Genomic DNA, 23,201 nt, shown 5'->3' with positions numbered 1-23,201 from the left:
TCTGTGCACGGTGAGTTGATCTCCCGTGCCGTTGTGTGCCCGGGTGTCCGCGCCCTCGCGTGCGCGGGGTTGCCCGGGGGAGACGGGGGCGTCATGGGCACAGCACTGCACGGCCAGCAGGCGCTGCACGAGCAGTTCGTGCCGCGGCTCGTCGGACTGCACCACACGGACGGCTACCAGGTCCCGTTCGCCTATCCCGCCGGCGCCCCGGTCGTCCGCGTCGTCGGCGGGCGGGGCAGCGGCAAGACCGCCCTGATCGGCGCCGTCCACGACGCCTACAGCGGCCGGATACCGCTCGCCCGCGCCGACCTGGCCGCCCCGGGCTTCGGCGAGCCCGGCGTCAGCGACCTCGACGACGAGGCGGCCAACGCCAGCCGTATCACCCAGCTCTTCTATGTACTCGCCTACCGGCTCGGCCTGGACGTCCGCCACTTCGGCCGCCCGCTGAGCTTCCCCCGGCTCTCCCTCGGCCTCCTCGTCGTCACCGCCTGGCGCCCGCCCGGCAGCGGCGAGCACGACGTCCGCCCCGCCGACCTGCGCCGGGCCGAGGCCGACCTGCGGGCGATCGTCACCGCCGAGGACCCCGACACCCGCCGCCGCCGGGAGAGCCTCGGCCGCTGGTTCGACCTCGTCACCGACAACCTGCCGCTCGTGCTCTCCGCCGTCCCCGGCCTCGACACCATCGCGGGCGTCGTCCTGGACACCGCCCGCAACCAGCTCGTACGCGGGGAACCCGACAAGGGCGCCCTCGCCTGGTGGGGCGACCGGCTCACCGCCGCACAGGGCTACCAAGGGGACTCCCTGCAACGCCTGTTCCAGTTCGTGCGCGTCTTCCGGCGGCTCGACGACCGCCGGCGCACCGCCGAGGAACACCTTGTCGCGGCCCTTCTCGCCGACATCGACGCGGGCTACGGCCGGCTGCGCCGCCTCAACCGCAAACCCCGCCCCCTGCTCCTCCTGGACAACGCCCACACCGGCCCCGGGCCCGCCCTGCTGGCCCTGCTGGAGGGCGCGTTCGGGCCCGGCGGACGGGACACCACCCGGCCCGTCGTCCTCGCGACCCAGCTCGGCCGGACCGGCCGCCACCCGCCCCTCGGCGAACTCGCCGGCACCGCCGCGCCCGCCGAGCGGCCCCTCGTCGTCGGCATACCGGACGTCGGGAGCACCGAGATCGCCCGGATGCTCGGCACCGTCGACTACCCCGAGCACCTGCCCCGGCTCGTCGCCCGCTACGGTGGGGGCCGGGCCGCCGCCGCCCGCATCCTCGCCGACACCGCCGTCCGCCGGGTGGGGGAGGACGGCACCCTGGACACCGCGGACCTCCTCGACGAGGCGTCCGGTGAACTGCTCGCCGCCCTGCTGCCCGACCCCGTCCAGCGCGAGCGGCTGGTGCTCCTCTCCGCCGCCGAGGACCCCGGCACCCGGCAGGCCCTGTGGACCTACGCCCACCCCGAGGACCACACGGCCGACCTGGCCGCCGCCCGCATCCGGGAGGCCGACGCCCACCGCGCCGCCTCCTGCCTCGACGGCGACCGCGCCCTCGACCTGCTGCTGCGCCACCGCTTCGCCGCGACCACCCCGTACGAGCGCTGGCGCGACACCCATCTGCGGCTCCGCTCGCTGTGCGACCCGCGCGGGGACACCCCGCTCGTGCACAGCCTCGCCCTCGGACGGGCCGACGAAGTGGTCGTCGCCCTCCACCACCGGTACACCGTCACCCCGCCCGAACGCTGGCTCGCCACCCTGAACACCGTGTGCGCCGCCCCGCACCCCCGGCCCGGGCACCCGCCCCCGCCCGCCGCCGCCCTCTCCTGCACCGCCTGCGGCAGCGACGCGCCCGACCCCGTGCACGAGGCCGTCGCCCGGCTCGTCCCGCTGCTGTGGCGGCTCTCCGACCCGCTCACCCTCGCGCCCCGCGAGGACCAGCTCACCACCGTACGCATCGCGCTGGAGACGCTGTACGGCAACCGGGCCGCGCACGCGGCCTACCGCGAGGCGTCCACCGCCTGGCCCGCCCGCCTCCGGGCCGGCACCCAGGCCCCCCGACTGCCCGTACCGGAAGGGGCCGCCCCATGACCTCCTACCTGCGCAGAATCCCTGGCGGGCCGCTGACCAAGGCGGCCGTGCTGACCGCCGTGCTGATCGTCCTCGGCGCGGCCGGCTGGGTCACCGCCGTCCTGCTGCGGCCCGACCCGGCCTGCGCCCGGGGTGTCGAGGAACGCGGGCCCGAGGGCCGGCGGGAGTGCACCGGGGTCACCGACGGCGGCTTCGCGTTCGCCGAGAACCTGAAGGCCGTCAGCGCGCGCATCAAGGCCGAGAACGACCGCGTCGCCGGTGAACCGCACGTCTCCGTCGCGGTGATGCTCCCGATGGCGCCGGCCCAGCCGTTCGAGCAGGAGAAGACCCTCCACGAGGTCCAGGGCGCCTACCTCGCCCAGTACCGGGCCAACCACCACTCCAACAGCAAGAAGCCCGCGATACGGCTGCTGCTCGCCAACCCCGGCCGCAACCACGAGCACTGGCGGGCCGTCTCCGAGCAGCTCGGCGCGATGTCCGAGTCCCGTGAGCACAACCTCCGCGCGGTCATCGGCTTCGACGTCTCCACCGCCACCACCCAGGAGGCCATCGCCCACCTCACCCGCGAACGCGGCATCCCCGTCGTCGGCGGCCCGATCACCGCCGACGACTCCGGCAACAGCGCCGAGCGCCCCGACGCCTATCCGGGCCTCGCCCGGGTCGTCCCCACCACCACCGACCAGGCGCGCGCCCTCTCCCACTTCAACAAGGGCATCGACCCGAAGCACACCCTGGTCGTCGAGGACATCCGCACCGGGGACAGCTATGTCGACGCTCTCAAGCGGGCGTTCGCCGCACGGACCGCAGGCTCGCCCCGTGCGCCCGAGCAGTACCGCGCGCCCGAGGAGTTCCACGAGGAGGGGACCACCGCCAACGCCTTCGACCAGATGGTGGACACCATCTGCACCTCCTCGGCGAAGGTCGTCTACTTCGCCGGACGCCCCGTCCAGTTGCGGCAGTTCGTCAACGAACTCGGCAACCGCGGCTGCACCGAGAAGAAGTACACCGTCATCACCGGCTCCGGCGCCTCCACCCTCTCCTCCGACAAGCTCCTCGACTGGGACGCCTTCCGCAAGGGAGTGACCCTCCAGTACGCCTCCGTCGCCCACCCCGACGCCTGGACCTCGCCCGGCGCCCCGGCCACCGGAGGCTCCGCCGCCGCGTACCGGACCCTCGCCGACCTGGCCGGCAGCAAGGAGGTCGGCGACATCGGCGAGGTGGAGCTGACCGACTCGCGGACCATCACCTTCTACGACGCCGGGCTCACCGCGATCACCGCGATCCGGATGCGCGACGACGCCGACCCGGTCGTCCCGGACCTCGGGCGCATCCGGGACGCCTGGCTGCGGCTGCACGGCATGGGCAAGGTCGAGGGCGCCAGCGGCTGGATCTGCCTCGACAACTACGGCAACCCGTACAACAAGGCGGTCTCCGTGGTGGAGCTCTCGCCCGACGCGCCCGGCCGCATCCGGTTCGTCGGCCTCGCCTGGCCGACCGGGCGGCCGACCTCCGCCGACTGCACGGCGAGCCGCTCCTGACCTCCTGGCAGCGCTGACCTCCTGACGCGGCGGCGGGCCACCGGGCCGGGCGCTCGAAACGCCCGGCCCGGCGCGCCGTCGCCCGTCAGACGTTCGGCACCTTCAGCCGGTCCCAGCTCGCCTTGCCGGGGATACCGTCGGCGTCGGCGCCCGAGTATCCCAGCTTGCGCTGCCATGCCGCGTACGAGACCCGGTCGGCGTCCGTCCACTCGGGCCCCGGCCCCACCTCGTAGCGGCCGCAGCCCTCGGCGACCAGGCGCCGGCCCATCGCCGTCACGATCGGACTGCGCCGACCCGCCCGGAAGAACGCGGCGCCCGGGAACGGCTCGTACGCCGGTGGCGGAGGCGCGGGCGGCGGGCCCTCGGGGGCGCCCCCGAGGCGCTTTCTGACCCGGTCGCGCATCGAGTTCATCGTGAACCCGCGCGGGTCCGGCTTGCCCGGCTGCCACTCCAGATGACCGATGACCGAGCGCTGGTTCCAGCCGTGCGCACGGCACACCGCCGCCGCGGCCTTCTCGATCGCCTCCAACTGGGCGGCGGGCCACGGGTCCTTGCCGTCACCGAGGTTGACGCACTCGAAGCCGTAGAAGTAGCGGTTCCCGTCGGTGTTGGCCTCGTTGTCGGCGGGGAGGGCGGTCTCGTTGATCACGGCGCGCAGCACGTCGTCGTCACCGAGGCCCGCGTGGTTCGCCCTGCCGTGGCCGACGAGGTAGACGGTCCCGTCCTTGGCGATCACACCGTGGCACAGCGGCCCCGGCAGGGTGGAGTGGCCGTTGTAGCAGAGCTCGACCGAACTCTGCGTGCCCGAGGTGACGGTGTGGTGGATCATCACCCCGTGCACGGGCCCCCAGGGCCCCTTGTGGTTGCGGTTGTGGGTGCGCCAGCTCCGGTGCTCGACGACGCGCAGACCTTCGTCGCGGAGGGCTTTGAGTAATCTGTCGGCGGAAAGCGGCGTTGCCATCGCGGTGCTCCTTCTCCGAACACCCCTGGGCTCGCGGGGCGTTCCAGATCGGTTTGCCCGCGTACACACCCCTTGGAACCGCCCGGAACGAAGAGTTCCGGGGGTGCGCCCCCAACGAGTGATATGCGCCCCCCACCCCTCGAACAGCACAAGGGTGGGCCGGGCCCCCATGGCCCGGCCCACCATGTGTGCGGTGGTCAGCGGTGCGCCGTCACAGGCCCTGCCACGGGGGCTTGGCCGCGTAGGTCGCCCGGAAGTAGTCGGCCAGCTTCAGGCCCGAGGCCGCCGCCTCGTCCACCACGACCGTGGCGTGCGGGTGCAGTTGCAGCGCCGAGGCGGGCACCAGGGCGGAGAGCGGGCCCTCGACCGCGAGGGCCACCGCGTCGGCCTTCGCCTTGCCCGTCGCCAGCAGGACCACGTGGCGGGCCTCCAGGATCGTGCCGATGCCCTGGGTGATCACATGGTGGGGCACCTGCTCGATGTCGCCCTCGAAGAAGCGGGCGTTGTCGACGCGGGTCTGCTCGGTGAGGGTCTTGATACGGGTGCGGGAGGCGAGCGAGGAGCACGGCTCGTTGAAGCCGATGTGCCCGTCGGTGCCGATGCCCAGCAGCTGGAGGTCCACGCCCCCGGCCTCGGCCAGGGCCCTGTCGTACGCCAGGCAGGCCGCGGTGACGTCCTCGGCGGCGCCGTCCGGGCCCATGAAGGCCGCCTCGCTCAGACCGAGCGGTTCGACGACCTCGCGCAGCACCACGGAGCGGTAGGACTCCGGGTGCCCGGCGGGCAGGCCGACGTACTCGTCGAGCTGGCAGACCCGGGCGCGGGAGGCGTCCACCTCACCCGCCCGGACCTTGGCGGCCAGGGCCTCGTAGACCGGCAGGGGCGTCGAGCCCGTGGCGACGCCCAGCAGGGCGTCCGGCTTGCGCCGCAGCAGGCCGGCCATGGCGTCGGCGATGAGTTCGCCGCCCGCGGCGGCGTCCGGGACGATGACAACTTCCACGAGGATCCCTGTCTCTGGAAAGCGCGCAGTGGTGTAGACCAATCTACCCGGTGGGGCGGACTCCTGTCTCCCCGGCGCGCCCCCCGCCCCTCCCGTCCGGGCGGCCGCCTATGCGTACCCCGGGTGAAACGCGGACGAAACGTGCCGTGCGACCGCCCCTCTACGCTCGGATGCGACCCGTCCGCAGGCGGTCAGGAGGCCCCCATGCGCCCGCCCGGCACCGTCCCCCTCCCGTACCGGGGCAGGCTGCGCCCGGTCGACGAGGCGGATGTCCGCCTGTGTACCCGGACCGTGCACGGCTACCGCCGTGCCTACCGCATCGCCGGACAGGGGCCCGCCCTGCTGCTCATCCACGGTATAGGGGACTCCTCCGCGACCTGGATCGACCTGATCCCCGACGTAGGAGATGTCCGGCGGATCTTGGCCGGGGCCACGACGCCTGGCACGGCCTCTCGCTGCGTTGCCGCAATGCCTGAATAGCTCCGCTATGAAGGCATCCCGGCGCCTTGCGATCCACCGCACCAGACGCCGCGTCCTGTCCGGCCCTGATCCGCCGGACACCTCCTCGCCCGCCGCCACACGGTGATCGCCCCCGACCTCCTCGGCCACGGCGCCTCCGCCAAGCCGCGCGCCGACTACTCGGTCGCCGCCTACGCCAACGGCATGCGCGACCTCCTCGGCGTCCTCGGCATCGACCGCGTCACCCTGGTCGGCCACTCGCTCGGCGGCGGGGTGGCCATGCAGTTCGCCTACCAGTTCCCCGAACGCACCGAGCGGCTGGTCCTCGTCGGCGCCGGGGGAGTGGGCCGCCGGGTCAACCCCGTCCTGCGGGCCGTCTCCCTGCCCGGCGCCGACCTGCTGCTGCACGCCCTCCGGCTCCCCGGCATGCGCCTGGGCACCCGCCTCGCCACCGACCTGCTGCGCCGTCTGGACACCGGCCTCGGACTGGACGCCCCCGAACTCCTCGGGCTCGTGGACGCCCTGCCCGACGCGACCGCCCGCAACGCCTTCATCCGCACCCTGCGGGCCGTCGTGGACTGGCGGGGCCAGGTGGTCACCATGCTGGACCGCTGCCATCTGACCGAGGACATGCCGGTGATGCTGCTGTGGGGCTCGCGCGACAGCGTCGTCCCCGTCGACCACGCCCACACCGCGCACCTGGCCATGCCCGGCAGCCGCCTGGAGATCTTCGAAGGCGCGGGCCACTTCCCGTTCCACTCCGACCCGGTGCGCTTCCTGTCCCTGATCGAGGACTTCGTCACCACCACCCTGCCCGCCGACTGGGACACGGAACGCTGGCGCCGACTGCTGCGCGAGGCGGGCGACCGCGAACCGGCCCCCGGCGCACGGGACGCGGGGGAACGCAGCGCGACCTGACGGGCCCGGGGCCCGGCGGCCCGCCGGCCGGTGGTCAGAACAGCGGCAACTGCCCCGGGAACGGCGGCAGGACGCTGCCGTCCAGGGAGGGCTGGAGCGCCGGATCGAGCGGTGCGTGCCGCCGCGACCCCGGGCAGGAGACGAGCTCGGACCCGCCCCGGGCCCCGGCGGGATCGTGCCGCGCGAACCGCCCCGCGACCACGGCGATCTCACGACGGCAGACGGGGCACAACCGGCGGGGAGCTGACATGGCCCCAGTCTGCCACCGGCCACCGACACTCCCCGGAGCCCGGAGCGGAGCGTCATGGCAGAGGAAAGGCAAGAATCCCGACAACCTGGTCATCCGGGCCGCCGACGGCTTCGAATCACCTGTGAGATGCGTTCCGACGACCGCCCCGGGCGGGCGCCAGCCCCTCGCCGCGACCGCCGGGATCCGAACCCCGCGACACGCGAAGGAAGTGCGTTTCGATGACGTCATCCGCCAAGGCCCGCCGGCTCGTCGCCGGCGCCGCCGCGACCGGTCTGCTGGCCGGCGGAGCCGCGTTCGGCATGTCCGGCACGGCCACCGCCGCTCCCGCTCCCGCGTCCGCCGTCAGCACCGTGACGGGCGATCACAAGGACCGCGACCACCGCCACCACGACCGGTGCGAGTGGAAGAAGGGCCACTGGGAGAAGAAGTGGGTCAAGGGCCACTGGGAGAAGAAGTGGACCCACCACAAGACCTGGCACAAGGGCGAGTACAAGCACGGCAAGTGGCACAAGGGCTACTGGGACCACGACCGCCAGTACAAGTGGGTCTACGTCAAGGCCCACTGGGACCACCAGTGGGTGAAGGGCCACTGGGACTGCAAGCACCGCTGAGCACCCTCCGCCGACGCCCGGTCCCGCTCGGGGCCGGGCACCGGCGCGTCCGCGCGCCCGCCCCGCACGGCGGGCGCCGTCACGTACCGACGGGCGCCGTCAGGTACCGATCGGGACGAGCCCCAGCGGCCGGGTGGTCGGCTGCGGCGAACCGCCCGCAGGCTCGACGGTGATGCCCACGGCCACCGCGTCGCCGAGCCGCCCCTCCAGGACCCGGGCCGGGTGGTCGCCGGACCCCGCAAGCAGCCCCGCCGGGCGCAGGTCCCCCGCCGGCTCCGCGTACCAGAGCTCGTACACCCGCCCGCCGGTCAGGGCGGGCAGCTCCTCGGCCGCGAACGCCGCCCGGCCCTCGGAACGGGAGACCACGACGGCCACCGCCGCGCCGTCGTCGAGCCGCCCGGTGTGCACCGTCGCGTCCGGCGCCGTGAGCACCCCCGCGAGGACGGCGGCCGAGACGTCGCCGCTCCGCTCGATCTCGGCGGCGCGGGCGCGGGCGTCCTCCGCCTCCGAGTGCTGCCAGGCCGCCACCCCGCCCAGGGCCGCCGCCGCGACCAGACTGGCCGCCAGACCGAGGACCAGGGCCCGCCGGCCCCGCCACCACGGCGCCGACCCGGGCCCGGGCCGTGCCTCCCCCGGCCCGGCGTGCTCCTGCGCGGTGCGCGAGACCAGGCCGAGAACCCGCCCCCGGAGCCCTGCGGGCACCTCGGCGCTCTCGGCGGAGGCCATCCGCGCGGCCGTCTCGCGGTACCCGTCCACCGCGCGCCGGCACTCCGCGCAGCCGGCGAGATGGTGCTCGAACGCCGTCTCCTCGGCCGGCGGCAGGGCGTGCAGCGCGTAGGCGGCCGCGTCGAGGTGCGGATCCTCCGCCCCCGGCGGCGGCACGTTCCCGGCGGGCGTCATGAGCCGGCCTCCAGACATGCGCGGAGCGCCTTGAGGCCCGCGCGCATCCGGGACTTCACGGTCCCCGGCGGCGTCGACAGCGAGTCGGCCACCTCCCGGTACGTCAGGCCCTGGTAGTAGGCGAGTACGAGGGGCACGCGCTGGAGCCGGGCGAGCCGGGCCAGGCAGCGGTACACCCGCCGGCGCTCGTCGTCGCCCTCCACCGCCTCCGCGACCTCGTCGAACTCCCGGGCCTCCGACAGCATCCCGGCCCGGCGTTCGCGTTCCCGGCCCGCCTGGGCCGTGCGGACCCGGTCCACGGCCCGGCGGTGCGCGAGGGTGAGCACCCACGACCGGGCCGTGCCGCGCTCCGGGCGGTACCGCCCGGCGGTGCGCCAGACCTCCACCATCACGTCCTGGGTCACCTCCTCGGCCTGTGCCGTGTCCCGCACGATCCGGCAGGCGAGGCCCATGACCGGCTGGGCGAGGGCGTCGTAGACAGCGGCGAACGCCTGCTCGTCACCGGCCGCCGCGCGCAGGAGCAAGTCGTCGACGGGGGCGTCCGGCCCGGTTGCCTGCGGCACGCGCTGATCCTCCTCACCCGCCTCGCCCCCCGCGACCTCGTCGTCCGCCGCCCGGCCACGGGCTCTCCCGGCGTGCCCCTGCGGCCCCTGCCCGACTCTGCCCCCGGACCGGCGCGACCGCAGGGCGGCACCGCCGACCGGGTGAGAACGGCGGCGGCGCGGCGGTCCGGGACTCATCGCGGACTCCGTGCCCCGCCGGGGTCCGCCGCCCCGTCCAGCAGGACGTGGACGGTCTTCCCGCCGAGCCGGGGGACCACGGTGATCCGGCCCCCGAGCCGGCGGACGATCTCCAGACCGAAGCCGCCCCGTTCGTCGCCGCCCCGCGTCCGGTCCACCTCCGGGAGTTCCTCGCTGTGGTCGGCGACCGCGATGTCCAGCAGCTCGTCCCGTGCGGTCAGGCTGAGCACACACGGGCCGCGGGTGTGCCGGACGGCGTTGGTCACCAGCTCCGACACGATCAGCACCGCGTCCGTGGTGCGCACCCGGTTCGCCGGGCCGTCGTCCGCGCCGAGCCATCGCGCCACCAGACGCCGGGCGACAGCCGGGGCGCACGGGTCGCAGGCCAGGGCGGCGGTGTGCTGCGCCGCTGTCGGCGGTGACGCGGTGGTGGTCATGACCGCTCCTCGGGACGGCTCTGCCGGTTTCCCCCTCACCCGGCATTCGTAGCCGGGGCGGCGGCGGATGCCCCGGGGAGCGGCCGACCGGGGCGCCGGTCAGCGGACCGCGACCAGCCGTCCCGAGGCCACCACGTTCCCCGTGTAGCCGTCCCGGGGCGAGTACGCGCCGCCGCAGGTGATCAGGCGGATCTCCGCCCGGGGGCCGTCCGCGTACACGGACCGGGCGGGGAAGCCCTGCTGCGGGAAGAGTTCGACCGCGTACAGCGCGAAGACCGCCGTGCGGCCGTCGGCCCGGGCCACTTCCACCCGGGTGCCGGGCTTCAGCGAGCCGAGTGCGTAGAACACGGCCGGCCCGGCGTCGTTGTCGACGTGGCCGACGACGACGGCCGTGCCGCGCTGCCCGGGGGAGACGGCGCCGGTGTACCAGCCCGCGGTGCCGGCGCGTTCCGGGGGCGGCGCCGCGACCCAGCCGTCCGCGTCCAGGCCGACCGGCGCCACCGGGGCGTCGATACCGGCGGACGGCACGGCCACCCGCCGGGGCACGGCGTGCGGAAGCGGGGCGGCGGACGGCGGGAGGGGAGCGGCGCGATCGGGGGCGGCCGCGGCCGGGGCGGGCCGGGGCGGACCGCCCGCGGGTGTGGACAGCGCGCCGCCCCGGACCAGGAAGACGCCGAACAGCAGGACGCAGAGCACGGTGCACCAGGCGCCGCGCCGGGCGGTGTCACCGGTGGCGGTCACCGTGTGCCCCGGCCCGTCAGACGCGGCGGCCGGGGCGGCGGCGCAGCAGTACGGCGCCGGCGACGACCGCGCCCGCGATCACCGTGCCGCCCGCCGCGAGCCGGGCGGGCCCGAGGTCGGAGAGGCTGCCGCCGGTGCCCGCCTTGACGCCTCCGCCGGGCTTCACGTCCTCGGCGGGCCACTCCTTGCCGCCCGGCGTCTTGTCGCCGTGACCGGGGCTCGGCCGCGGGGAGGGGTGGGTGGAGCCCGCCTCGATGGTGAGGGTGGCGCGCCCCTTCTCGCCGTCGCAGTCGAAGACGACCTCGTACCGCGCCCCGGGCTTGGCGTCCCCGTAGACCTGCGCGTGGCCGGGGTGCCCGTCCTTCACCGTGAGGGTGTCGAACACCGGCGCGGTGACGGTGACCTCGACCTTCTCGCACTCGGAGGCCGTCACGGTCACCTTGCCGCCGGGCGCGACCTTGGCGGGGGAGACGCTGTACGCGAACGAGGTGATGCCGGAGACCTCGTCGGTGTCCCCGACGGGCGCGGCGGGCGCGGCGAGGGCGGTGGGTGCGAGGGCCGCGAGGGCGGTCGGCACGGCCGCGCCGAGTGCGGCGGCGGCCCGGATCGTGCTTGTGCTCGTTCTCGTGCGCATGGTCGGTCTCCGGTTCCCGAGGAGCAGTCGCGGAGGGGTCCACAGCGGGGAGGGTGCGCCTCGACGGCACCGACGCTAGGAGCGGCCGGGGGCGGCTGCCACTTCAAGGGGGCCGATGGGCCCCACGGGTCCGGGGAGTGCGGTTCGCCCCGGCCCGGGGCCGTCACCCCGACCGGTCCGGGGACGGGGCCTGGGCCGGGTGCAGCCCGGCCAGGTCCTCCGCCGTGAGCGGCACCGGGTCGCCGGCGCCCAGCAGGCCGTGCGCCCGCAGCAACGCCCCTACCGCCGTGCCCCACGGCCTGCGCAGCCGGGCCGCGTCGAGCAGGGCCCGGTCCGTGAGGAGTTCGGCCACCGGCCCGGTCCGCAGCCCGTCCGGTGCCAGGACCGCCGCGTCGTCCGCCCAGCGCAGCGCCAGGTCCACATCGTGCGTGGCCATCACCACCGTCGTCCCGGTCTCCCGCAGCCGGGCCAGCACATCGAGCAGCCGCTCCTGGCCGTGCGGGTCGAGACCCGCCGTGGGCTCGTCCAGGATCAGCACCCGGGGGCGCATCGCCACGGCGCCCGCGATCGCCGCCCGCTTGCGCTGCCCGTACGAGAGCAGATGCGTCGGACGGTCCCGCAGTGCCGTGATGTCCAGCGCGGCGAGCGCCTCCTCGACACGGGCCCGGACCTCCTCCTCGGGCAGCCGGAGGTTCATCGGGCCGAAGGAGACGTCCTGTTCGACGGAGGCCGCGAACAGCTGGTCGTCCGGGTCCTGCACGACGAGCTGCACCGTGGTGCGCAGCCGGGTCAGCCCGGCCCGGTCGTAGGTCACCGGCTCGTCCGCCAGCAGCAGCCGCCCCGCGTCGGGGCGCAGCCCGCCGCTGAGCAGCCGCAGCAGGGTGGTCTTGCCGCTGCCGTTGCGGCCGAGGAGCGCCGTGGCTCGGCCCTCGGCGAGGGCCAGGTCCACCCCGTCCAGCACGACGGGGCCGTCCTCGTAGGCGTAGCGGGCACCGGACAGGCGGACGACGGTCACAGGACGAACCTTTCGAGCAGGAGGGTGGCCAGGACGATTCCGGCCAGCAGCGCGGCGACCCCGCCGAGGAACGGCCGCGAGACCCGCGCCTGCGGCACCAGGACCCGCAGCGTCCCGTCGTACCCGCGCCCCGCCAGACCGGACTGGAGCCGGGAGGCGCGGTCGAAGGCCCGTACGAACGCGGTCGCGCCGAGGCCGGCGAGGGAACGCCAGGTCGCCGCACGGCCGGTGTGCCCGAGCCGCGCGGCCTGCGCCTGGCGGACCCGGCTCACCGAGTCGAGCAGCAGGAAGGTGATGCGGTACATCACCAGGGCCACGTCCACCACGGCCGGGGGAACCCCGGCGCGCACCAGGCGCGGCAGTACGTCCGACACCGGTGTGGTGAACGCGAACAGCAGCACCCCCAGGGAGGCGGCGGAGGTGCGCAGCAGCAACTGGCCCGCGTGGAGCGGCCCGCCGGGCGCCAGGGACACCGGCCCATCGGGCCCGCCGACGGCGAACAGCAGCGGGATCGCGCCCGTGACGCAGAAGCCGAGGGGAATCCGGAAGGCCCGCCAGAGCTGCCGGCCCCCGACACCCGCCGGGCCCAGCAGCACGGCGAGGGTCGCGGCGGCGACGAGCACGGCGCCGGGCCAGGGCGGCAGGCACACGGCCGCCACCGTCAGACCCAGCCCCAGCACGGCCTTCTCACAGGGGTGACGGCGGCGCCAGCGACTGCTGTGCGCCGCCGCGTCGATCGGCAGCACCGGAGGTCAGGCGGAACCGGCCGTGGTCCCGGCGCCCGCCGCGGACCCGGGCTCCCCGGACCCGGACGCCTCCGAGCCGGGCTCCGCGGCCTCGGGGTCCGTCGACTCCGCCGGCCCCGAGGCGTCCGCCGCCGCGCGCGCCGCGCCCTGGCGGCGGCCCCGGTGCACCCCGAAGTAGTACGCCACGACCCCGGCGCCAATCGCGGCCTGGAGCGCGAACAGCGCCGACTCCACCTCGCCCGACGGCGGTTCGTACAGGGGCGAGAACCAGGGCTCGTAGTCCGGCGCGATCTCGGTGATCGCCGTCTCGGCCTCCGCGTCCGCCCCGGCGAACGGCTCCTCCTTGTGGTCGCCGAGCCCGAAGGCCAGCGGCAGCACGGCGAGGACGACCACGACCAGGACGAGCAGGAAGTTGATCTTCGCATTGCGGCTCATCGGACCACGGCCTCCTTCTTCTTCGACCCGCCGACGCTGCTCACCAGCACGCCGAGCCGGGTCAGTTCACCCTTGCTGGACTTCACCAGCAGACGCATCACCAGCACGGTCAGCAGGCCCTCGCTGACGGCCAGCGGGATCTGCGTCACGGCGAAGATGCCGCCGAACTTCGCCAGCGACCCGGCGATACCGCTGCCCGGGTCCGGGAAGGCCAGCGCGAGCTGGACGCTGGTCACGCAGTACGTCGACAGGTCGGCGACGAACGCGGCGAAGAACACGCTGACCATCAGCGGCACGTCGTACCGGCGCAGCAGCCGGAAGACGGCGTAGCCGGCCCATGGCCCGATGATCGCCATGGAGAAGATGTTCGCGCCGAGCGTGGTCAGGCCGCCGTGCGCGAGCAGCAGTGCCTGGAACAGCAGGGTGATGGTGCCCAGGACCGCCATCACCGGCGGCCGGAACAGGATGGCACCGAGCCCGGTACCGGTCGGATGGGAGCAACTGCCCGTCACCGAAGGGATCTTCAGAGCGGACAGGACGAACGTGAACGCACCGGACGCACCGAGCAGAAGTGTCGACTCGGGATGCGCCTTGACCTCGCGGGTCAGCGCGCGGACGCCGTGGACGACGAACGGGGCGGACGCGGCACCCCACGCGACGGCGTGCAAGGGGGGCAGATACCCCTCGGCTATATGCATGATCGGGAGACCCTCTCCAGCACCTCGTGGATGGACAACGCACCCTGGCCGGTCTCCTGGCTGACGGGAGAGGGCCGGAAGTCGCCTTCCGGACACGCCGAAGCCGCCCGACTCCGCCTTCCCAGGAACCGCGGTCTCCCGCGGTGTCCCAGTGGCTCCCCGCAGGGGGTGGAACCGGACATCCCGATCACAGTGGCGAGGGCCGCACCGGTACCGCACCGGTTTCCCGAACACCAAGGCAGCGTGACAGTAGTCCTCCGACCTGCGCCCTCACAACCCGCGCACGGGTGCGTCCCACGTCACGGACCGGTGGGCCGGGCGCCCCCCGGGGCCGTGGCCCCGCCCGGGCCTGCGTCACCCCTTGCGGTACGCGTACGCCTCCCCGGCCGCGGCGGCCACCGCGTCCGCGTCGCCGCCGGCCGACGCGGTCACCACGGCGGCGACCGCGCCCTCCACGAAGGGGGCGTCCACCAGCCGTGTCCCGTCGGGGAGTTCATCGCCCTCCGCGAGGAGGGCCTTGACCGTGAGCACCGCGCTGCCCAGGTCGACGAGGACCGCCACGCCCGCGCCCCGGTCCACGCTCCGGGCCGCGTCCGCGATCAGCTCGGCGCTGGTGCCGAGGCCGCCGTCCGGGGTGCCGCCGGCGGGCGCGACGGGAGCCGTGTCCCCGCTCCCGGCCAGCCCGCGGGCCAGTTCGGCGACGGACGCGGCGACGGCGGCGCTGTGGGAGACGAGCACGATGCCGACGGGGGCGGGGGCGGGGGCTGCGTCCGGTCCGGGCCGATCGCCGGGGGCGTTGCCCGGTCGGGGCCGGTCGCCTGGGGCGCTCACGACGCCGTCCCCTCGGTGGCGGGCCCGGTCGGCTGCTCGGCGGCGCGGGCCAGGGCCGCGATCAGCAGCGCCGAGGAGGTCGCGCCCGGGTCCTGGTGGCCGATGCTGCGTTCACCGAGGTAGCTCGCCCGGCCCTTGCGCGCCTGGAGGGGCACGGTCGCCACGGCGCCCTCCTCCGCCGCGGTCGCCGCCGCCGCGAAGGAGTCCGCGGAGTCCGTGAGCGCGGCGACCGCCGGCTCCAGCGCGTCCAGCATCGTCTTGTCGCCCGCCGCCGCGCCGCCCAGCTGCGCCACCGCCGCGACACCCGTGCGCAGGGCCTCGGCCAGCTCGCCGGGTGTGACCTCCGCGGCCTCGCCGAGGGCCTTGCCGGTGCGGCGCAGCAGCGTCCCGTACAGCGGTCCGGAGGCGCCGCCGACGGAGGAGATGAGCTGCCGCCCGGCGAGCGTGAGGACCGTCCCCGGGGTGGCCGGCGGCTCCTTCTCCAGCGCGGCGGTCACGGCGGCGAAGCCCCGTTTGAGATTGCTGCCGTGGTCGGCGTCGCCGATCGCCGAGTCCAGCTCGGTCAGCCGGTCCGCCTCCCGGTCCACGGCCGCCGCGGCGAGGGTCAGCCAGCGCCGGAAGAACGCGGTGTCGAGCACGGTAACTCCCTGGTTCTGTCGATTCATTGACTCACTGACTCTTTGACTCACTGACTCACTGACGAACGGTCACCCGCGCGGCGGCCCGGCGCCGGCCCGGTCAGCGGCCCCACCGCAGCCCGGGCGTGGCGACGGGCGCGTCCCACAGGCGCACCAGCTCCTCGTCCGCCTCGCACAGCGTCACCGAGCAGCCCGCCATGTCGAGCGAGGTGACGTAGTTGCCGACGAGGGTGCGGACCACGGGCACACCGCGCTCGGCGAGTACCCGCTGCACCTCCGCGTTGAAGCCGTACAGCTCCAGCAGGGGGGTGGCGCCCATCCCGTTGACCAGCGCGATGACCGGCGCGTCGGGGCGCAGGTCGTCGAGGACGGCCCCGACGGCCACGTCCGCGATCTCGCCCGAGGTCATCATCGGCCGCCGCTCGCGGCCGGGTTCGCCGTGGATGCCGATGCCCAGCTCCAGTTCGCCGGGCGGCAGATCGAAGGTCGGGCCGCCCTTGGCGGGCGTGCTGCACGCGCTGAGCGCGACGCCGAAGCTCCGCGACCGCTCGTTCACCCGCCGCGCCACCGCCTCGACCCGCTCCAGCGGCGCCCCCTCCTCGGCCAGCGCGCCCGCGATCTTCTCCACGAAGAGCGTCGCCCCGGTGCCGCGCCGCCCTGCGGTGTAGAGGCTGTCGGTCACGGCGACGTCGTCGTTGACGAGAACGGTGGCGAGCCGCACACCCTCGTCCTCCGCCAGCTCCGCCGCCATCCGGAAGTTGAGTACGTCGCCCGTGTAGTTCTTGACGACGAAGAGCACGCCCGCGCCACTGTCCACGGCCGCGGCGGCCCGCGCCATCTGGTCCGGCACCGGGCTGGTGAACACCTCCCCGGGACAGGCCGCGTCCAGCATCCCCGGACCGACGAACCCGCCGTGCAGCGGCTCGTGCCCCGACCCGCCCCCGGACACCAGAGCGACCTTCCCGGCCACCGGCGCGTCCCGCCGCACGACCACCCGGTTCTCCACGTCCACCGTCAGTTCGGGGTGCGCGGCCGCCATGCCCCGCAGGGCGTCCGCGACAACGGTCTCCGGCACGTTGATCAGCATCCTCATGGGTACCTCCTGAATGAGACTGGCAGGCAAGCCGCTGAACAGGGTTCTTGCGGGTCGGGGCAGGCGAAGCATGTGGTTGGACTCCTGACGGCGCGTCAGGGGGGATCGGCAGGACGCTTTTCGCGTATGCACAGCATGGCGAAATTATCGGCGCTCCACCGTGCACGTGCACGGGTGCGACTCAGTGCTTCCCCGCCGTGATGAACGCCGGCCGGTCGGCCGCCGCCCCTCGTGGATCGCCGGCCGGCCTGGACGAGCCGGGTCTCGAGTCCCGGTGAAATCAGCGGAAACCGCCTCAGGACCCTGCGGAATGCCCATAGGGTCGGCCCGACGCGCTGATATGCGCGTTTTCGCTGAAAGAAGCTCTCATGGAGGTATGTGATGGCTGAAACACTCAATCGACCATCTTTTCGGGGCATGTGGGGCCGGAACGCGTTACTGGCCGCGACGGCTCTGGTGGTCGGATGGCTGGTGCCGCTCAGCGAGGCACCGGCCGGCCCGGCCCCGGCAGCCGCCGCGGCGGACACCTCCACCGGAGCGCCGGTCGTGGCCACCGGGGCGGACGGTGCGGCACTGGTTCTGGTGCGCGGCGAGGACGGCACCGTCTACCGGCGTGCCCACCACACGGAGAAGAACACGTGGAACGCCTGGGCCAGTACGGGCGGCAAGGCCGTCGGCGATCCGGTGACCGCCCGCAACCTCAACAAGCGAACCGTCGTGTTCGTACGGCGCGCCGACGGCCGTCTCTGGCACCAGAAGCAGCAGGCCGACGGCTCCTGGAGCGGGTGGAGCGAACTGGGGGCTCCTCCCGGCACGACGGCGGCCGGGGCGCCGGTCGTCGTCGCCAACGACAACACGTACAGCAGCCCCGCTCCGAACAAGGAGGGGGTCGTGCGGGGCAACACCGACGGGCGGCTCGAACTCTTCGTCCGAGGCGCTGACAACCGGATCTGGCACCGCGTCCAGAAGGCGCCCAACGGTTCCGGCTGGAGCGGTTGGGAGGCGCTGCCGGGTACGTGGACGGGCAACCCCGCCGCCGTGGTCTCCGGGAACGGGCGTATCAGCGTCTTCGCCCGCAAGCCCGACGGACGCCTGCGCGTGACGGCGCAGAAGCACCCGAGCACGCCGCAGAAGCCGCTGCCCGCGGACAACTGGGTTCCCTGGCAGGAGATCGGGACCGGGCACACCGGCAACGTCACCGTGGCCCTCAACAACCGCAAAAAGGGCACGTTCCTCCAGGTCTTCGGCAACCGCGGCGGGAACGGGCTGTGGACCGTCACCCAGTCCGAGCCCGGCACGGCGAAGAACCCGACGGGGACCTGGGCCGCGAACAGCGCGCAGAGGATCGGCCCCGCGGTGCCCGGCCGCCCCGTCGTCATCGCCCACAGCGACAGCCGCCTCGCTGTCTACAGCGTCAACGCCGACGGCCATGTCGCCTATCGGACGCAGACGAGTTCCTCCACCCAGGCCGCTCCGAACGGGATCTGGGCCGCCGGCTGGAAGGCTCTCGGCGACCGGCAGGTCGATTCCGTCGCGGTGCGTTCCGCGTCGCTCGGAACGTCCACCGCCTTCGACGTGTTCGCCATCGGGAAGAACTCGGCCACGCTCTACCAGCGGTCCCGGCTGTCCGCCGGCACAGGTGACGGAAGCCGCGAGGACGTCTGGCTCGACTGGGCCGACCTCTCGCCCGTCGGCTCCGGACCGTGCTCCGGCCCCGGCTCCCTGGAGTGCCTGAGCATCGAGAGCGCCGATCTGAAGCTCGTCCTGGGCCTGGAGAACTCGCTCGACCCCGGCGGCAACGTCACCCGGGACGCCGAGCGCAACCAGTCGTGGCAGAAGTGGGCGCTGAAGAAGACGGACGACCCGCGCGGCGCGGTCGCCGTCGTCAACCGCGCCAAGGACAGGTGCCTCGACGAGGACGACGACCTCGTCTCTCCCTACCACCTCGTGATCGCCCCGTGCGATCCGGAGCGGAAGGAGCAGCTGTGGTTCATCGAGCCGGTCATGGCCAAGGGGGCCGACGCCGGCAAGGACACCGCGTCCACGTTCCGCCTGCGCCACCGTTCCGACCCCGACAGCTGCCTGACCGCGCTGGCGGAGGACGTCTGGCCGCACACCGCCAGGAAGGTGGAGCTGATCGACTGCGACACCGACGCGGAGAACGACCACAACACCTGGCGGTTCGGCAACAAGTCCCTGGTTCCGGGGCAGACGACGGCCACCGCTCCCGGGGTTCTGGACATCGTCCTGAAGCAGGCCGCCGAACGGTGCGCGGTGAGCCCCGAGACCAGTACGTGCGAGTTCGTCGCCCTGGAGACGCCGAAGGCATACCGGGCCGCCGAGGGTTGCGTGAGCGGGCAGGTGCTGTACAACCAGAGCCCCGAACGGGACGCGGAGTACTACATCAGTTGGTCGCGCACCACCGGCACGCAGTTCTCCTTCGGCCGGACCGTGGGGGTCTCGGTCGGATTCCTGTCCAGTGAGTTCAGTCTGAACTTCAGCTGGCTGCAGGAGAGCACCAAGGCCGAGCAGGTGCAGGTGCACGTACCGCCGCGGCAGTTCGGCTGGGTGGAGATCGCACCGGTCCTGCGCGAGACGATCGGATACTGGAAGATCGCGCTGGACGGCCACAAGTGGACCGTGCCGGGCCACAACGTCTCGTACGCCAAGAGCGGTACGAGCGGCGCCACCACCTACATCGTCCCGCGTACTTCCGACACCCCGCCGCAGGGCCGGCACTGCGACTGACGCGGTCCACTGCGACTGACGCGGCCCGCCGTCGGGTGAACATGGGGTCCGGGACCGGGTGAACGGGGTCCATGCCTCTTCACCGCCCTGCGTCCCGGAAACCCCGGCAGCACGGGGGAGGGGCGGATCCGGGCCACGCGTGACCGCAGGGCCGCCGACCGGAGCGTCACCACCTGGGCCCGGGGCCACGCCTCCGAACTGCGCGCGCTCGCCGGCCAGGTCGCCTCCCTCGGGGACCTGCCGCCGGAGGCCCGCGCGGACGTCGCCCGCGTCGTGACCGCCCTCGGCGAGGACGACGCGGCCCGGCTCGTCGCCCCGCTCGCCGACACCCACGAGCATGTGGTGGACACCCACCCCGAGATCGCCCGCCGTATCGCCGACGTCACCTCCCACGCCGGCCGGCTCCGCCGGACCAGCGACGACGACCGCCGGGGTGCGACGATGTGACGGGCCGTCACCGGCCCTCGGTCGTCCCGGCCCGGGGTCGGAGGCGTGCGGTCGGGGTTCGATCGCGTCCCCGGTGGTGTCGCCGCTCCGGGCGGGACGGCACCACCGGGTCCGGGGTGCGCGCGGCGGCCGTCCGGGCTCCGCGCGCCGGGCCACGGCCAGGGGCTCGGATGTGCGACGGCCCGGGCCCTGTCTCAGCGGGCCCGGGCCGTTGTGCGCGGTCGGCGTGGCGAAGGCGGTCCGGGACCCCGCCGTGAGCGGGCCCGGGCCGGAGGGGCGAAGGCGGTCCGGAGACGTCAGTCCGGCCAGGTGCCGGTGACGCGCCGGACGGCGACCGCGCCGCCGCGGTCCACCGCCGCCTTGACGCAGGCGAAGATCGCGCCCTGCAAGGTGGCCGCGAGGAGCACCTCGCCCCAGCCGCGGTCCTCGTCGGTCGCGCGTGGGGCCTCGCTGTCGCCGCCGACCCGCTTCCACACCTGGCCGAAGACGGCTCCCGCCACCGCTCCGGTCGCCGCGCCGAGGGCGAAGCCGACCGGTTTGTAGAGGAGTTTCGACGTCCTCACCGGTTCCTCCTCCGCCGGACCAGGGCCACCACGGCGACCACGAGGGCCGCGGCCCCGGCTATCAGCTTCGGGTTGCGCCGGGTGGTCTCGGCGGCCTGCTGGGCGGTGTCCTGAACGGCCGGCGGGGCCTTCTCCCGCACCTTGTCGCCGACGGTCGCCGCGGCGGCCGCCGCCTTCTCCTTCGCCTCGACCGCCTTGTGCGCCGCCTGGTCCTTGGCGAGCGCTGCCGTGTGTGCCGCCTTCTCCTTGGCCTCGGACGCCTTGTGGGCGGCCTGCTCCTTCGCCGCGGCCGCCTTGCGGGTGGCCTGCTCCTTGACCTCGCCCGCCCGGCGGGCGGTCTCCTCCGTGGCGTGCGCGGCCTTGTCCGCGGCCTTCGCCTTCGCCTCGGACGCGGACTGCTTGACCCGGCTCTTCACGTCCGCCTTCGCGGCGAGCGCCTCGACGGTCCGGCCGAGTTCCTCCCGGGTGTGCTCCACCTGATCCCGCAGCTCCTCGCTGGACGGGGCGCCGGGCTCCGTGTTGCTGCTGTGCGAAGGGGTGTTCATCGATGTGCCCTTTCCTTGATCTCGTGTACGTCGCGCTGCACACCGCGCAGGGCCTCCTCCGGCTTCGGCGGAGTGGCCGCGCGGACGTTCCTTCTCCCCGCGGCGCCGAGGACGGCCGCTGTCAGGAACAGCACCACCGTCACGATCAGCGCCGCCGCCCACCAGGGCAGGACGAGGGCCAGGGCGATGACCGCCGTGGCCACCAGCGCCTGGAACCCGAACAGGGCGGTCAGCCCGGCGGCGGAGAACAGCCCGCCGCCGATGCCGAGTCGCTTGCCCTTCTCGGTCATCTCCGCCCGGGCCAGCAGCAGCTCCTCGCGGACCAGTTGCGAGATCTGCTGCGACGCCCGGCCGACGAGCTCTCCGACCGGCTCGTCCGGGACATCCCGACGGATGTCGCTCATTGCCTTCACCACCTCACGGATGCTTGGGCTCCGGCTACCCGGTCGGCGCCGCTGTACAACTGCGGGTTTCGTGTGCGGACTTCATATGTGGGCGCATATTTGGGCTGCGCGCACATAGGCCCGGCACACATAGGTCCGGCACACATGGGCTGCGCGCACACTGCGTCAGCCCGCCGCTTCCGGCGCGCGGTCCACCACGGCGCGCAGGCTGCCGCTGCGCCGGAAGTGGCGCCGCTGGCGGTCCGCGCCGCCGCCCTACACCTTGCCGACGCCGCCGCGGCCCCGGGGTCGAGAACCGGTCACTCTGCCCGCCCTCCACCCTCGCTGTTGTACCCCGCCACTACAGTTCGACCATGCTTTCGACACCACACCGCCGTACGGGCTCACGGGCTGCCTCCGTCGTGAACGCCGAGATCCGTGCGCTGTGGTGCCGCGGCATGCTGACCGTCAGCGAGCGGGAGCGGTACCGGGAACTCCTCGCGGAGTGGGCGGAAGCGGTCCGCGCCGAGGACGCGAGCGCCCACCGGGCCGCCCGCGCCGAGGGCACCCGCGAGGACCTGGCCCGCGCCGCCTGACGCGAGCCCGGCCGCCCCCGTCGGCGAGCCTCACCAGTCCCGGCCGGCGATCAGCTCCTCCCCGTCCGCGTCCCTGAACCCGTACGCCTGGGCGATGAACCAGAAGGCGTCGCCGATCTCCTCCCTCGCGACGGTCTCGATCTCGCTCCCGGCCGCCTCGAACTCGGCCTCCAGCAGGTTGAACTCCTCCGTGGCCCCCGCCGTCAGCCGGTAGAGGCCCGCGAGGTCGCGCGGCTGCTCCGCCTCGATCCGCTCGCAGAGCCGCAGCAGGATCGCCCGGCCCTTGTCGAGCACGTGGTCGGGAAAATACGGGTCCTCGTACAGGGGACGGAGAAAGGCGTGCTCCGCCACCTGCCGGTTGGTGACCGCCATGGTGCTGCTCCTCGTGGGACGTGTGGGTGGGACCGACGCACCGATCATGCGGGCACCCACTGACAGCCGGCCCCGTCAGGAGGCGGCGGGCCGGGCCGCCGGGGCGCACGCGTACGCGCACGCCACAAGCGGCGCGCCCGCGTTCAGGAGTCGTCCGCGGGTGGCTGGTGGCCGAGGCGGCGGCCGACCTGGCGGCGGACGCGGCGGGACAGGGTCGTCGTCGCGGCCGTCAGGAAGACGAAGGTGTAGAGGATCTGCACGATCGTCACCACCCGGGCCGTCTGCCCGGTCGGGACGATGTCCCCGTAGCCGACCGTGGCCAGGGTGATGATCGTGAAATAGAGGGCGTCCAGGCGGGTTTCGAGGCCGTGGAACTCGCCGCCGGTGCGGGCCAGGGTGTGGTACGCGCCCGAGAAGACCACCACCGAGAGGCACATCAGCAGCGGGATGGCGATGCCCGGCCGGGCGCGGTCGTTCTCCAGGATCACGTCCCGGATCTGGAGCAGCAGGAGCAGCGCCACGGAGCCGAGCGCGGCGATGAACAGCGTCCAGCTCAGGACGGGGCGGTCCGGGCCGAAGTGCTCCAGCGGGAAGAGGAAGTAGCCGGTGGTCATCGCCGCCACGACGGTGAGGCTCAGCGCCCACCGCAGGGCGAGGCCGCGTCCGGAGCGGTGCGGTTTCCGCGCGGCCGGGTGCGGGTCCTTGCCCTTGCCGGTCATGACCCGTCCCCGTCTGGGGGACGCGAAGGCCGGCCCGGACCCGCAGGCCCCGCCGGACCGGGCTCACCCGCCGAGCCTGCCCCGCCCGGAGCCGGACCCGCAGGCCCGTC

General features: G+C 74.2%; 26 protein-coding genes, 2 pseudogenes and 1 riboswitch. Of the genes and pseudogenes, 8 read left to right on the top strand and 20 right to left on the bottom strand.

Annotated elements, in window-relative coordinates:
- The first annotated feature begins 93 nt into the window (after positions 1–93).
- Together ABZ457_RS24155 and ABZ457_RS24150 are read left to right on the top strand one after the other, a co-directional pair.
- Positions 94–2,076, top strand: coding sequence for a hypothetical protein (locus ABZ457_RS24155; RefSeq protein WP_359160766.1), 1,983 nt, complete (start codon positions 94–96; stop codon positions 2,074–2,076).
- Positions 2,073–3,614: a hypothetical protein gene (locus ABZ457_RS24150; RefSeq protein ID WP_359160763.1), complete on the top strand. Its 1,542-nt coding sequence runs from the start codon at positions 2,073–2,075 to the stop codon at positions 3,612–3,614. The genes ABZ457_RS24155 and ABZ457_RS24150 overlap by 4 nt, the downstream gene beginning before the upstream one ends.
- Before the next feature lie 85 nt (positions 3,615–3,699).
- On the opposite strand, the gene ABZ457_RS24145 is transcribed toward ABZ457_RS24150, so the two are convergent.
- Together ABZ457_RS24145 and nagB are read right to left on the bottom strand one after the other, a co-directional pair.
- The gene (locus ABZ457_RS24145) at positions 3,700–4,575 is read right to left on the bottom strand and encodes a peptidoglycan-binding protein (protein ID WP_359160761.1); all 876 of its coding nucleotides are present in this window, start codon (positions 4,573–4,575) and stop codon (positions 3,700–3,702) included.
- A 211-nt stretch (positions 4,576–4,786) separates the two neighbouring features.
- Complete coding sequence (nagB, locus tag ABZ457_RS24140; protein ID WP_359160758.1) at positions 4,787–5,572, bottom strand: glucosamine-6-phosphate deaminase; 786 nt, start codon at positions 5,570–5,572, stop codon at positions 4,787–4,789.
- A gap of 204 nt (positions 5,573–5,776) precedes the next feature.
- On the opposite strand from nagB, the pseudogene ABZ457_RS24135 reads away from it, so the two are divergent.
- Together ABZ457_RS24135 and ABZ457_RS24130 are read left to right on the top strand one after the other, a co-directional pair.
- A pseudogene (locus ABZ457_RS24135) lies at positions 5,777–5,974 on the top strand (alpha/beta hydrolase); the annotation flags it as partial.
- Between the two features lie 162 nt (positions 5,975–6,136).
- Positions 6,137–6,949: pseudogene (locus ABZ457_RS24130) on the top strand (alpha/beta hydrolase); the annotation flags it as partial.
- A gap of 34 nt (positions 6,950–6,983) precedes the next feature.
- On the opposite strand, the gene ABZ457_RS24125 reads toward ABZ457_RS24130, so the two are convergent.
- On the bottom strand, positions 6,984–7,199 hold the full coding sequence (locus ABZ457_RS24125; protein ID WP_359160755.1) for a hypothetical protein: 216 nt from the start codon (positions 7,197–7,199) through the stop codon (positions 6,984–6,986).
- Positions 7,200–7,417: 218 nt separating this feature from the next.
- On the opposite strand from ABZ457_RS24125, the gene ABZ457_RS24120 reads away from it, so the two are divergent.
- A complete protein-coding gene (locus ABZ457_RS24120; RefSeq protein WP_359160752.1) occupies positions 7,418–7,810 on the top strand; it encodes a hypothetical protein in 393 nt (130 codons plus the stop codon).
- A gap of 99 nt (positions 7,811–7,909) precedes the next feature.
- Here the strand turns inward: ABZ457_RS24120 and ABZ457_RS24115 are convergent, their stop codons facing one another.
- From ABZ457_RS24115 to dhaK, 12 genes are all read right to left on the bottom strand, one after another.
- A complete protein-coding gene (locus ABZ457_RS24115) occupies positions 7,910–8,710 on the bottom strand; it encodes an anti-sigma factor (protein WP_359160749.1) in 801 nt (266 codons plus the stop codon).
- Positions 8,707–9,273, bottom strand: a complete 567-nt coding sequence (gene sigK, locus ABZ457_RS24110; protein WP_359160746.1) for an ECF RNA polymerase sigma factor SigK — start codon at positions 9,271–9,273, stop codon at positions 8,707–8,709. The genes ABZ457_RS24115 and sigK overlap by 4 nt, the downstream gene beginning before the upstream one ends.
- Positions 9,274–9,446: 173 nt before the next feature.
- Complete coding sequence (locus ABZ457_RS24105) at positions 9,447–9,887, bottom strand: ATP-binding protein (RefSeq protein WP_359160743.1); 441 nt, start codon at positions 9,885–9,887, stop codon at positions 9,447–9,449.
- Between the two features lie 99 nt (positions 9,888–9,986).
- Positions 9,987–10,628, bottom strand: coding sequence for a class F sortase (locus ABZ457_RS24100; RefSeq protein ID WP_359160740.1), 642 nt, complete (start codon positions 10,626–10,628; stop codon positions 9,987–9,989).
- A gap of 16 nt (positions 10,629–10,644) precedes the next feature.
- Entirely contained in the window at positions 10,645–11,262 is a 618-nt protein-coding gene (locus ABZ457_RS24095) for a hypothetical protein (RefSeq protein WP_359160737.1), read from the bottom strand.
- A gap of 163 nt (positions 11,263–11,425) precedes the next feature.
- Positions 11,426–12,277, bottom strand: a complete 852-nt coding sequence (locus tag ABZ457_RS24090) for an ATP-binding cassette domain-containing protein (RefSeq protein WP_359160734.1) — start codon at positions 12,275–12,277, stop codon at positions 11,426–11,428.
- Complete coding sequence (cbiQ, locus tag ABZ457_RS24085) at positions 12,274–13,023, bottom strand: cobalt ECF transporter T component CbiQ (protein ID WP_359160731.1); 750 nt, start codon at positions 13,021–13,023, stop codon at positions 12,274–12,276. Before cbiQ ends, ABZ457_RS24090 begins: the two co-directional genes overlap by 4 nt.
- A gap of 6 nt (positions 13,024–13,029) precedes the next feature.
- Positions 13,030–13,458 (bottom strand): energy-coupling factor ABC transporter substrate-binding protein, encoded by a 429-nt coding sequence (locus ABZ457_RS24080; RefSeq protein WP_359160728.1) that lies wholly within the window; start codon positions 13,456–13,458, stop codon positions 13,030–13,032.
- The gene (locus ABZ457_RS24075; protein WP_359160725.1) at positions 13,455–14,156 is read right to left on the bottom strand and encodes an energy-coupling factor ABC transporter permease; all 702 of its coding nucleotides are present in this window, start codon (positions 14,154–14,156) and stop codon (positions 13,455–13,457) included. The genes ABZ457_RS24080 and ABZ457_RS24075 overlap by 4 nt, the downstream gene beginning before the upstream one ends.
- Before the next feature lie 28 nt (positions 14,157–14,184).
- Positions 14,185–14,409, bottom strand: a riboswitch (cobalamin riboswitch).
- Positions 14,410–14,510: 101 nt separating this feature from the next.
- Positions 14,511–14,897, bottom strand: coding sequence for a PTS fructose transporter subunit IIA (locus ABZ457_RS24070; protein ID WP_359160803.1), 387 nt, complete (start codon positions 14,895–14,897; stop codon positions 14,511–14,513).
- An 86-nt stretch (positions 14,898–14,983) separates the two neighbouring features.
- The gene (gene dhaL, locus ABZ457_RS24065; protein WP_359160722.1) at positions 14,984–15,625 is read right to left on the bottom strand and encodes a dihydroxyacetone kinase subunit DhaL; all 642 of its coding nucleotides are present in this window, start codon (positions 15,623–15,625) and stop codon (positions 14,984–14,986) included.
- Between the two features lie 100 nt (positions 15,626–15,725).
- On the bottom strand, positions 15,726–16,718 hold the full coding sequence (gene dhaK, locus ABZ457_RS24060; RefSeq protein WP_018849373.1) for a dihydroxyacetone kinase subunit DhaK: 993 nt from the start codon (positions 16,716–16,718) through the stop codon (positions 15,726–15,728).
- 417 nt (positions 16,719–17,135) lie between these two features.
- Between dhaK and ABZ457_RS24055 the strand changes: the two genes are divergently transcribed.
- Together ABZ457_RS24055 and ABZ457_RS24050 are read left to right on the top strand one after the other, a co-directional pair.
- Positions 17,136–19,466, top strand: coding sequence for a hypothetical protein (locus ABZ457_RS24055; RefSeq protein ID WP_359160718.1), 2,331 nt, complete (start codon positions 17,136–17,138; stop codon positions 19,464–19,466).
- A 273-nt stretch (positions 19,467–19,739) separates the two neighbouring features.
- Positions 19,740–19,913 carry a hypothetical protein gene (locus ABZ457_RS24050; protein ID WP_359160715.1) on the top strand — a complete coding sequence of 58 codons (174 nt, stop codon included), beginning with the start codon at positions 19,740–19,742 and terminating at the stop codon, positions 19,911–19,913.
- A 296-nt stretch (positions 19,914–20,209) separates the two neighbouring features.
- Here the strand turns inward: ABZ457_RS24050 and ABZ457_RS24045 are convergent, their stop codons facing one another.
- From ABZ457_RS24045 to ABZ457_RS24035, 3 genes are read right to left on the bottom strand one after another with little or no spacing between them, the layout of a single operon-like run.
- Positions 20,210–20,476, bottom strand: coding sequence for a DUF4235 domain-containing protein (locus tag ABZ457_RS24045; RefSeq protein ID WP_359160712.1), 267 nt, complete (start codon positions 20,474–20,476; stop codon positions 20,210–20,212).
- Positions 20,473–21,021 (bottom strand): DUF3618 domain-containing protein, encoded by a 549-nt coding sequence (locus ABZ457_RS24040; protein ID WP_359160709.1) that lies wholly within the window; start codon positions 21,019–21,021, stop codon positions 20,473–20,475. The genes ABZ457_RS24045 and ABZ457_RS24040 overlap by 4 nt, the downstream gene beginning before the upstream one ends.
- Entirely contained in the window at positions 21,018–21,425 is a 408-nt protein-coding gene (locus tag ABZ457_RS24035; protein ID WP_359160706.1) for a phage holin family protein, read from the bottom strand. The genes ABZ457_RS24040 and ABZ457_RS24035 overlap by 4 nt, the downstream gene beginning before the upstream one ends.
- 353 nt (positions 21,426–21,778) lie before the next feature.
- Between ABZ457_RS24035 and ABZ457_RS24030 the strand changes: the two genes are divergently transcribed.
- Positions 21,779–22,000 carry a hypothetical protein gene (locus ABZ457_RS24030; protein WP_359160703.1) on the top strand — a complete coding sequence of 74 codons (222 nt, stop codon included), beginning with the start codon at positions 21,779–21,781 and terminating at the stop codon, positions 21,998–22,000.
- Positions 22,001–22,030: 30 nt separating this feature from the next.
- Here the strand turns inward: ABZ457_RS24030 and ABZ457_RS24025 are convergent, their stop codons facing one another.
- Positions 22,031–22,372 (bottom strand): DUF5713 family protein, encoded by a 342-nt coding sequence (locus ABZ457_RS24025; RefSeq protein ID WP_359160700.1) that lies wholly within the window; start codon positions 22,370–22,372, stop codon positions 22,031–22,033.
- A gap of 143 nt (positions 22,373–22,515) precedes the next feature.
- Positions 22,516–23,091: a potassium channel family protein gene (locus tag ABZ457_RS24020; RefSeq protein WP_359160698.1), complete on the bottom strand. Its 576-nt coding sequence runs from the start codon at positions 23,089–23,091 to the stop codon at positions 22,516–22,518.
- Positions 23,092–23,201 lie beyond the last annotated feature (110 nt).

The organism is Streptomyces sp. NPDC005805, from assembly GCF_040630445.1.
Taxonomy (GTDB): domain Bacteria; phylum Actinomycetota; class Actinomycetes; order Streptomycetales; family Streptomycetaceae; genus Streptomyces.
This window is presented reverse-complemented; position numbering and strand designations above follow the sequence as displayed.

What these genes read in the sequence shown, in the direction of transcription:
- ABZ457_RS24125 (WP_359160755.1), bottom strand. Translation starts at nt 7,199, where the DNA reads ATGTCAGCTCCCCGCCGGTTGTGCCCCGTCTGCCGTCGTGAGATCGCC.
- ABZ457_RS24080 (WP_359160728.1), bottom strand. Translation starts at nt 13,458, where the DNA reads ATGAGCCGCAATGCGAAGATCAACTTCCTGCTCGTCCTGGTCGTGGTC.
- ABZ457_RS24025 (WP_359160700.1), bottom strand. Translation starts at nt 22,372, where the DNA reads ATGGCGGTCACCAACCGGCAGGTGGCGGAGCACGCCTTTCTCCGTCCC.
- ABZ457_RS24035 (WP_359160706.1), bottom strand. Translation starts at nt 21,425, where the DNA reads ATGAGCGACATCCGTCGGGATGTCCCGGACGAGCCGGTCGGAGAGCTC.
- ABZ457_RS24120 (WP_359160752.1), top strand. Translation starts at nt 7,418, where the DNA reads ATGACGTCATCCGCCAAGGCCCGCCGGCTCGTCGCCGGCGCCGCCGCG.
- ABZ457_RS24150 (WP_359160763.1), top strand. Translation starts at nt 2,073, where the DNA reads ATGACCTCCTACCTGCGCAGAATCCCTGGCGGGCCGCTGACCAAGGCG.
- ABZ457_RS24075 (WP_359160725.1), bottom strand. Translation starts at nt 14,156, where the DNA reads ATGCATATAGCCGAGGGGTATCTGCCCCCCTTGCACGCCGTCGCGTGG.
- ABZ457_RS24055 (WP_359160718.1), top strand. Translation starts at nt 17,136, where the DNA reads ATGTGGGGCCGGAACGCGTTACTGGCCGCGACGGCTCTGGTGGTCGGA.
- ABZ457_RS24105 (WP_359160743.1), bottom strand. Translation starts at nt 9,887, where the DNA reads ATGACCACCACCGCGTCACCGCCGACAGCGGCGCAGCACACCGCCGCC.
- ABZ457_RS24115 (WP_359160749.1), bottom strand. Translation starts at nt 8,710, where the DNA reads ATGACGCCCGCCGGGAACGTGCCGCCGCCGGGGGCGGAGGATCCGCAC.
- ABZ457_RS24095 (WP_359160737.1), bottom strand. Translation starts at nt 11,262, where the DNA reads ATGCGCACGAGAACGAGCACAAGCACGATCCGGGCCGCCGCCGCACTC.
- ABZ457_RS24020 (WP_359160698.1), bottom strand. Translation starts at nt 23,091, where the DNA reads ATGACCGGCAAGGGCAAGGACCCGCACCCGGCCGCGCGGAAACCGCAC.
- dhaK (WP_018849373.1), bottom strand. Translation starts at nt 16,718, where the DNA reads ATGAGGATGCTGATCAACGTGCCGGAGACCGTTGTCGCGGACGCCCTG.
- ABZ457_RS24040 (WP_359160709.1), bottom strand. Translation starts at nt 21,021, where the DNA reads ATGAACACCCCTTCGCACAGCAGCAACACGGAGCCCGGCGCCCCGTCC.
- ABZ457_RS24030 (WP_359160703.1), top strand. Translation starts at nt 21,779, where the DNA reads ATGCTTTCGACACCACACCGCCGTACGGGCTCACGGGCTGCCTCCGTC.
- ABZ457_RS24145 (WP_359160761.1), bottom strand. Translation starts at nt 4,575, where the DNA reads ATGGCAACGCCGCTTTCCGCCGACAGATTACTCAAAGCCCTCCGCGAC.
- ABZ457_RS24155 (WP_359160766.1), top strand. Translation starts at nt 94, where the DNA reads ATGGGCACAGCACTGCACGGCCAGCAGGCGCTGCACGAGCAGTTCGTG.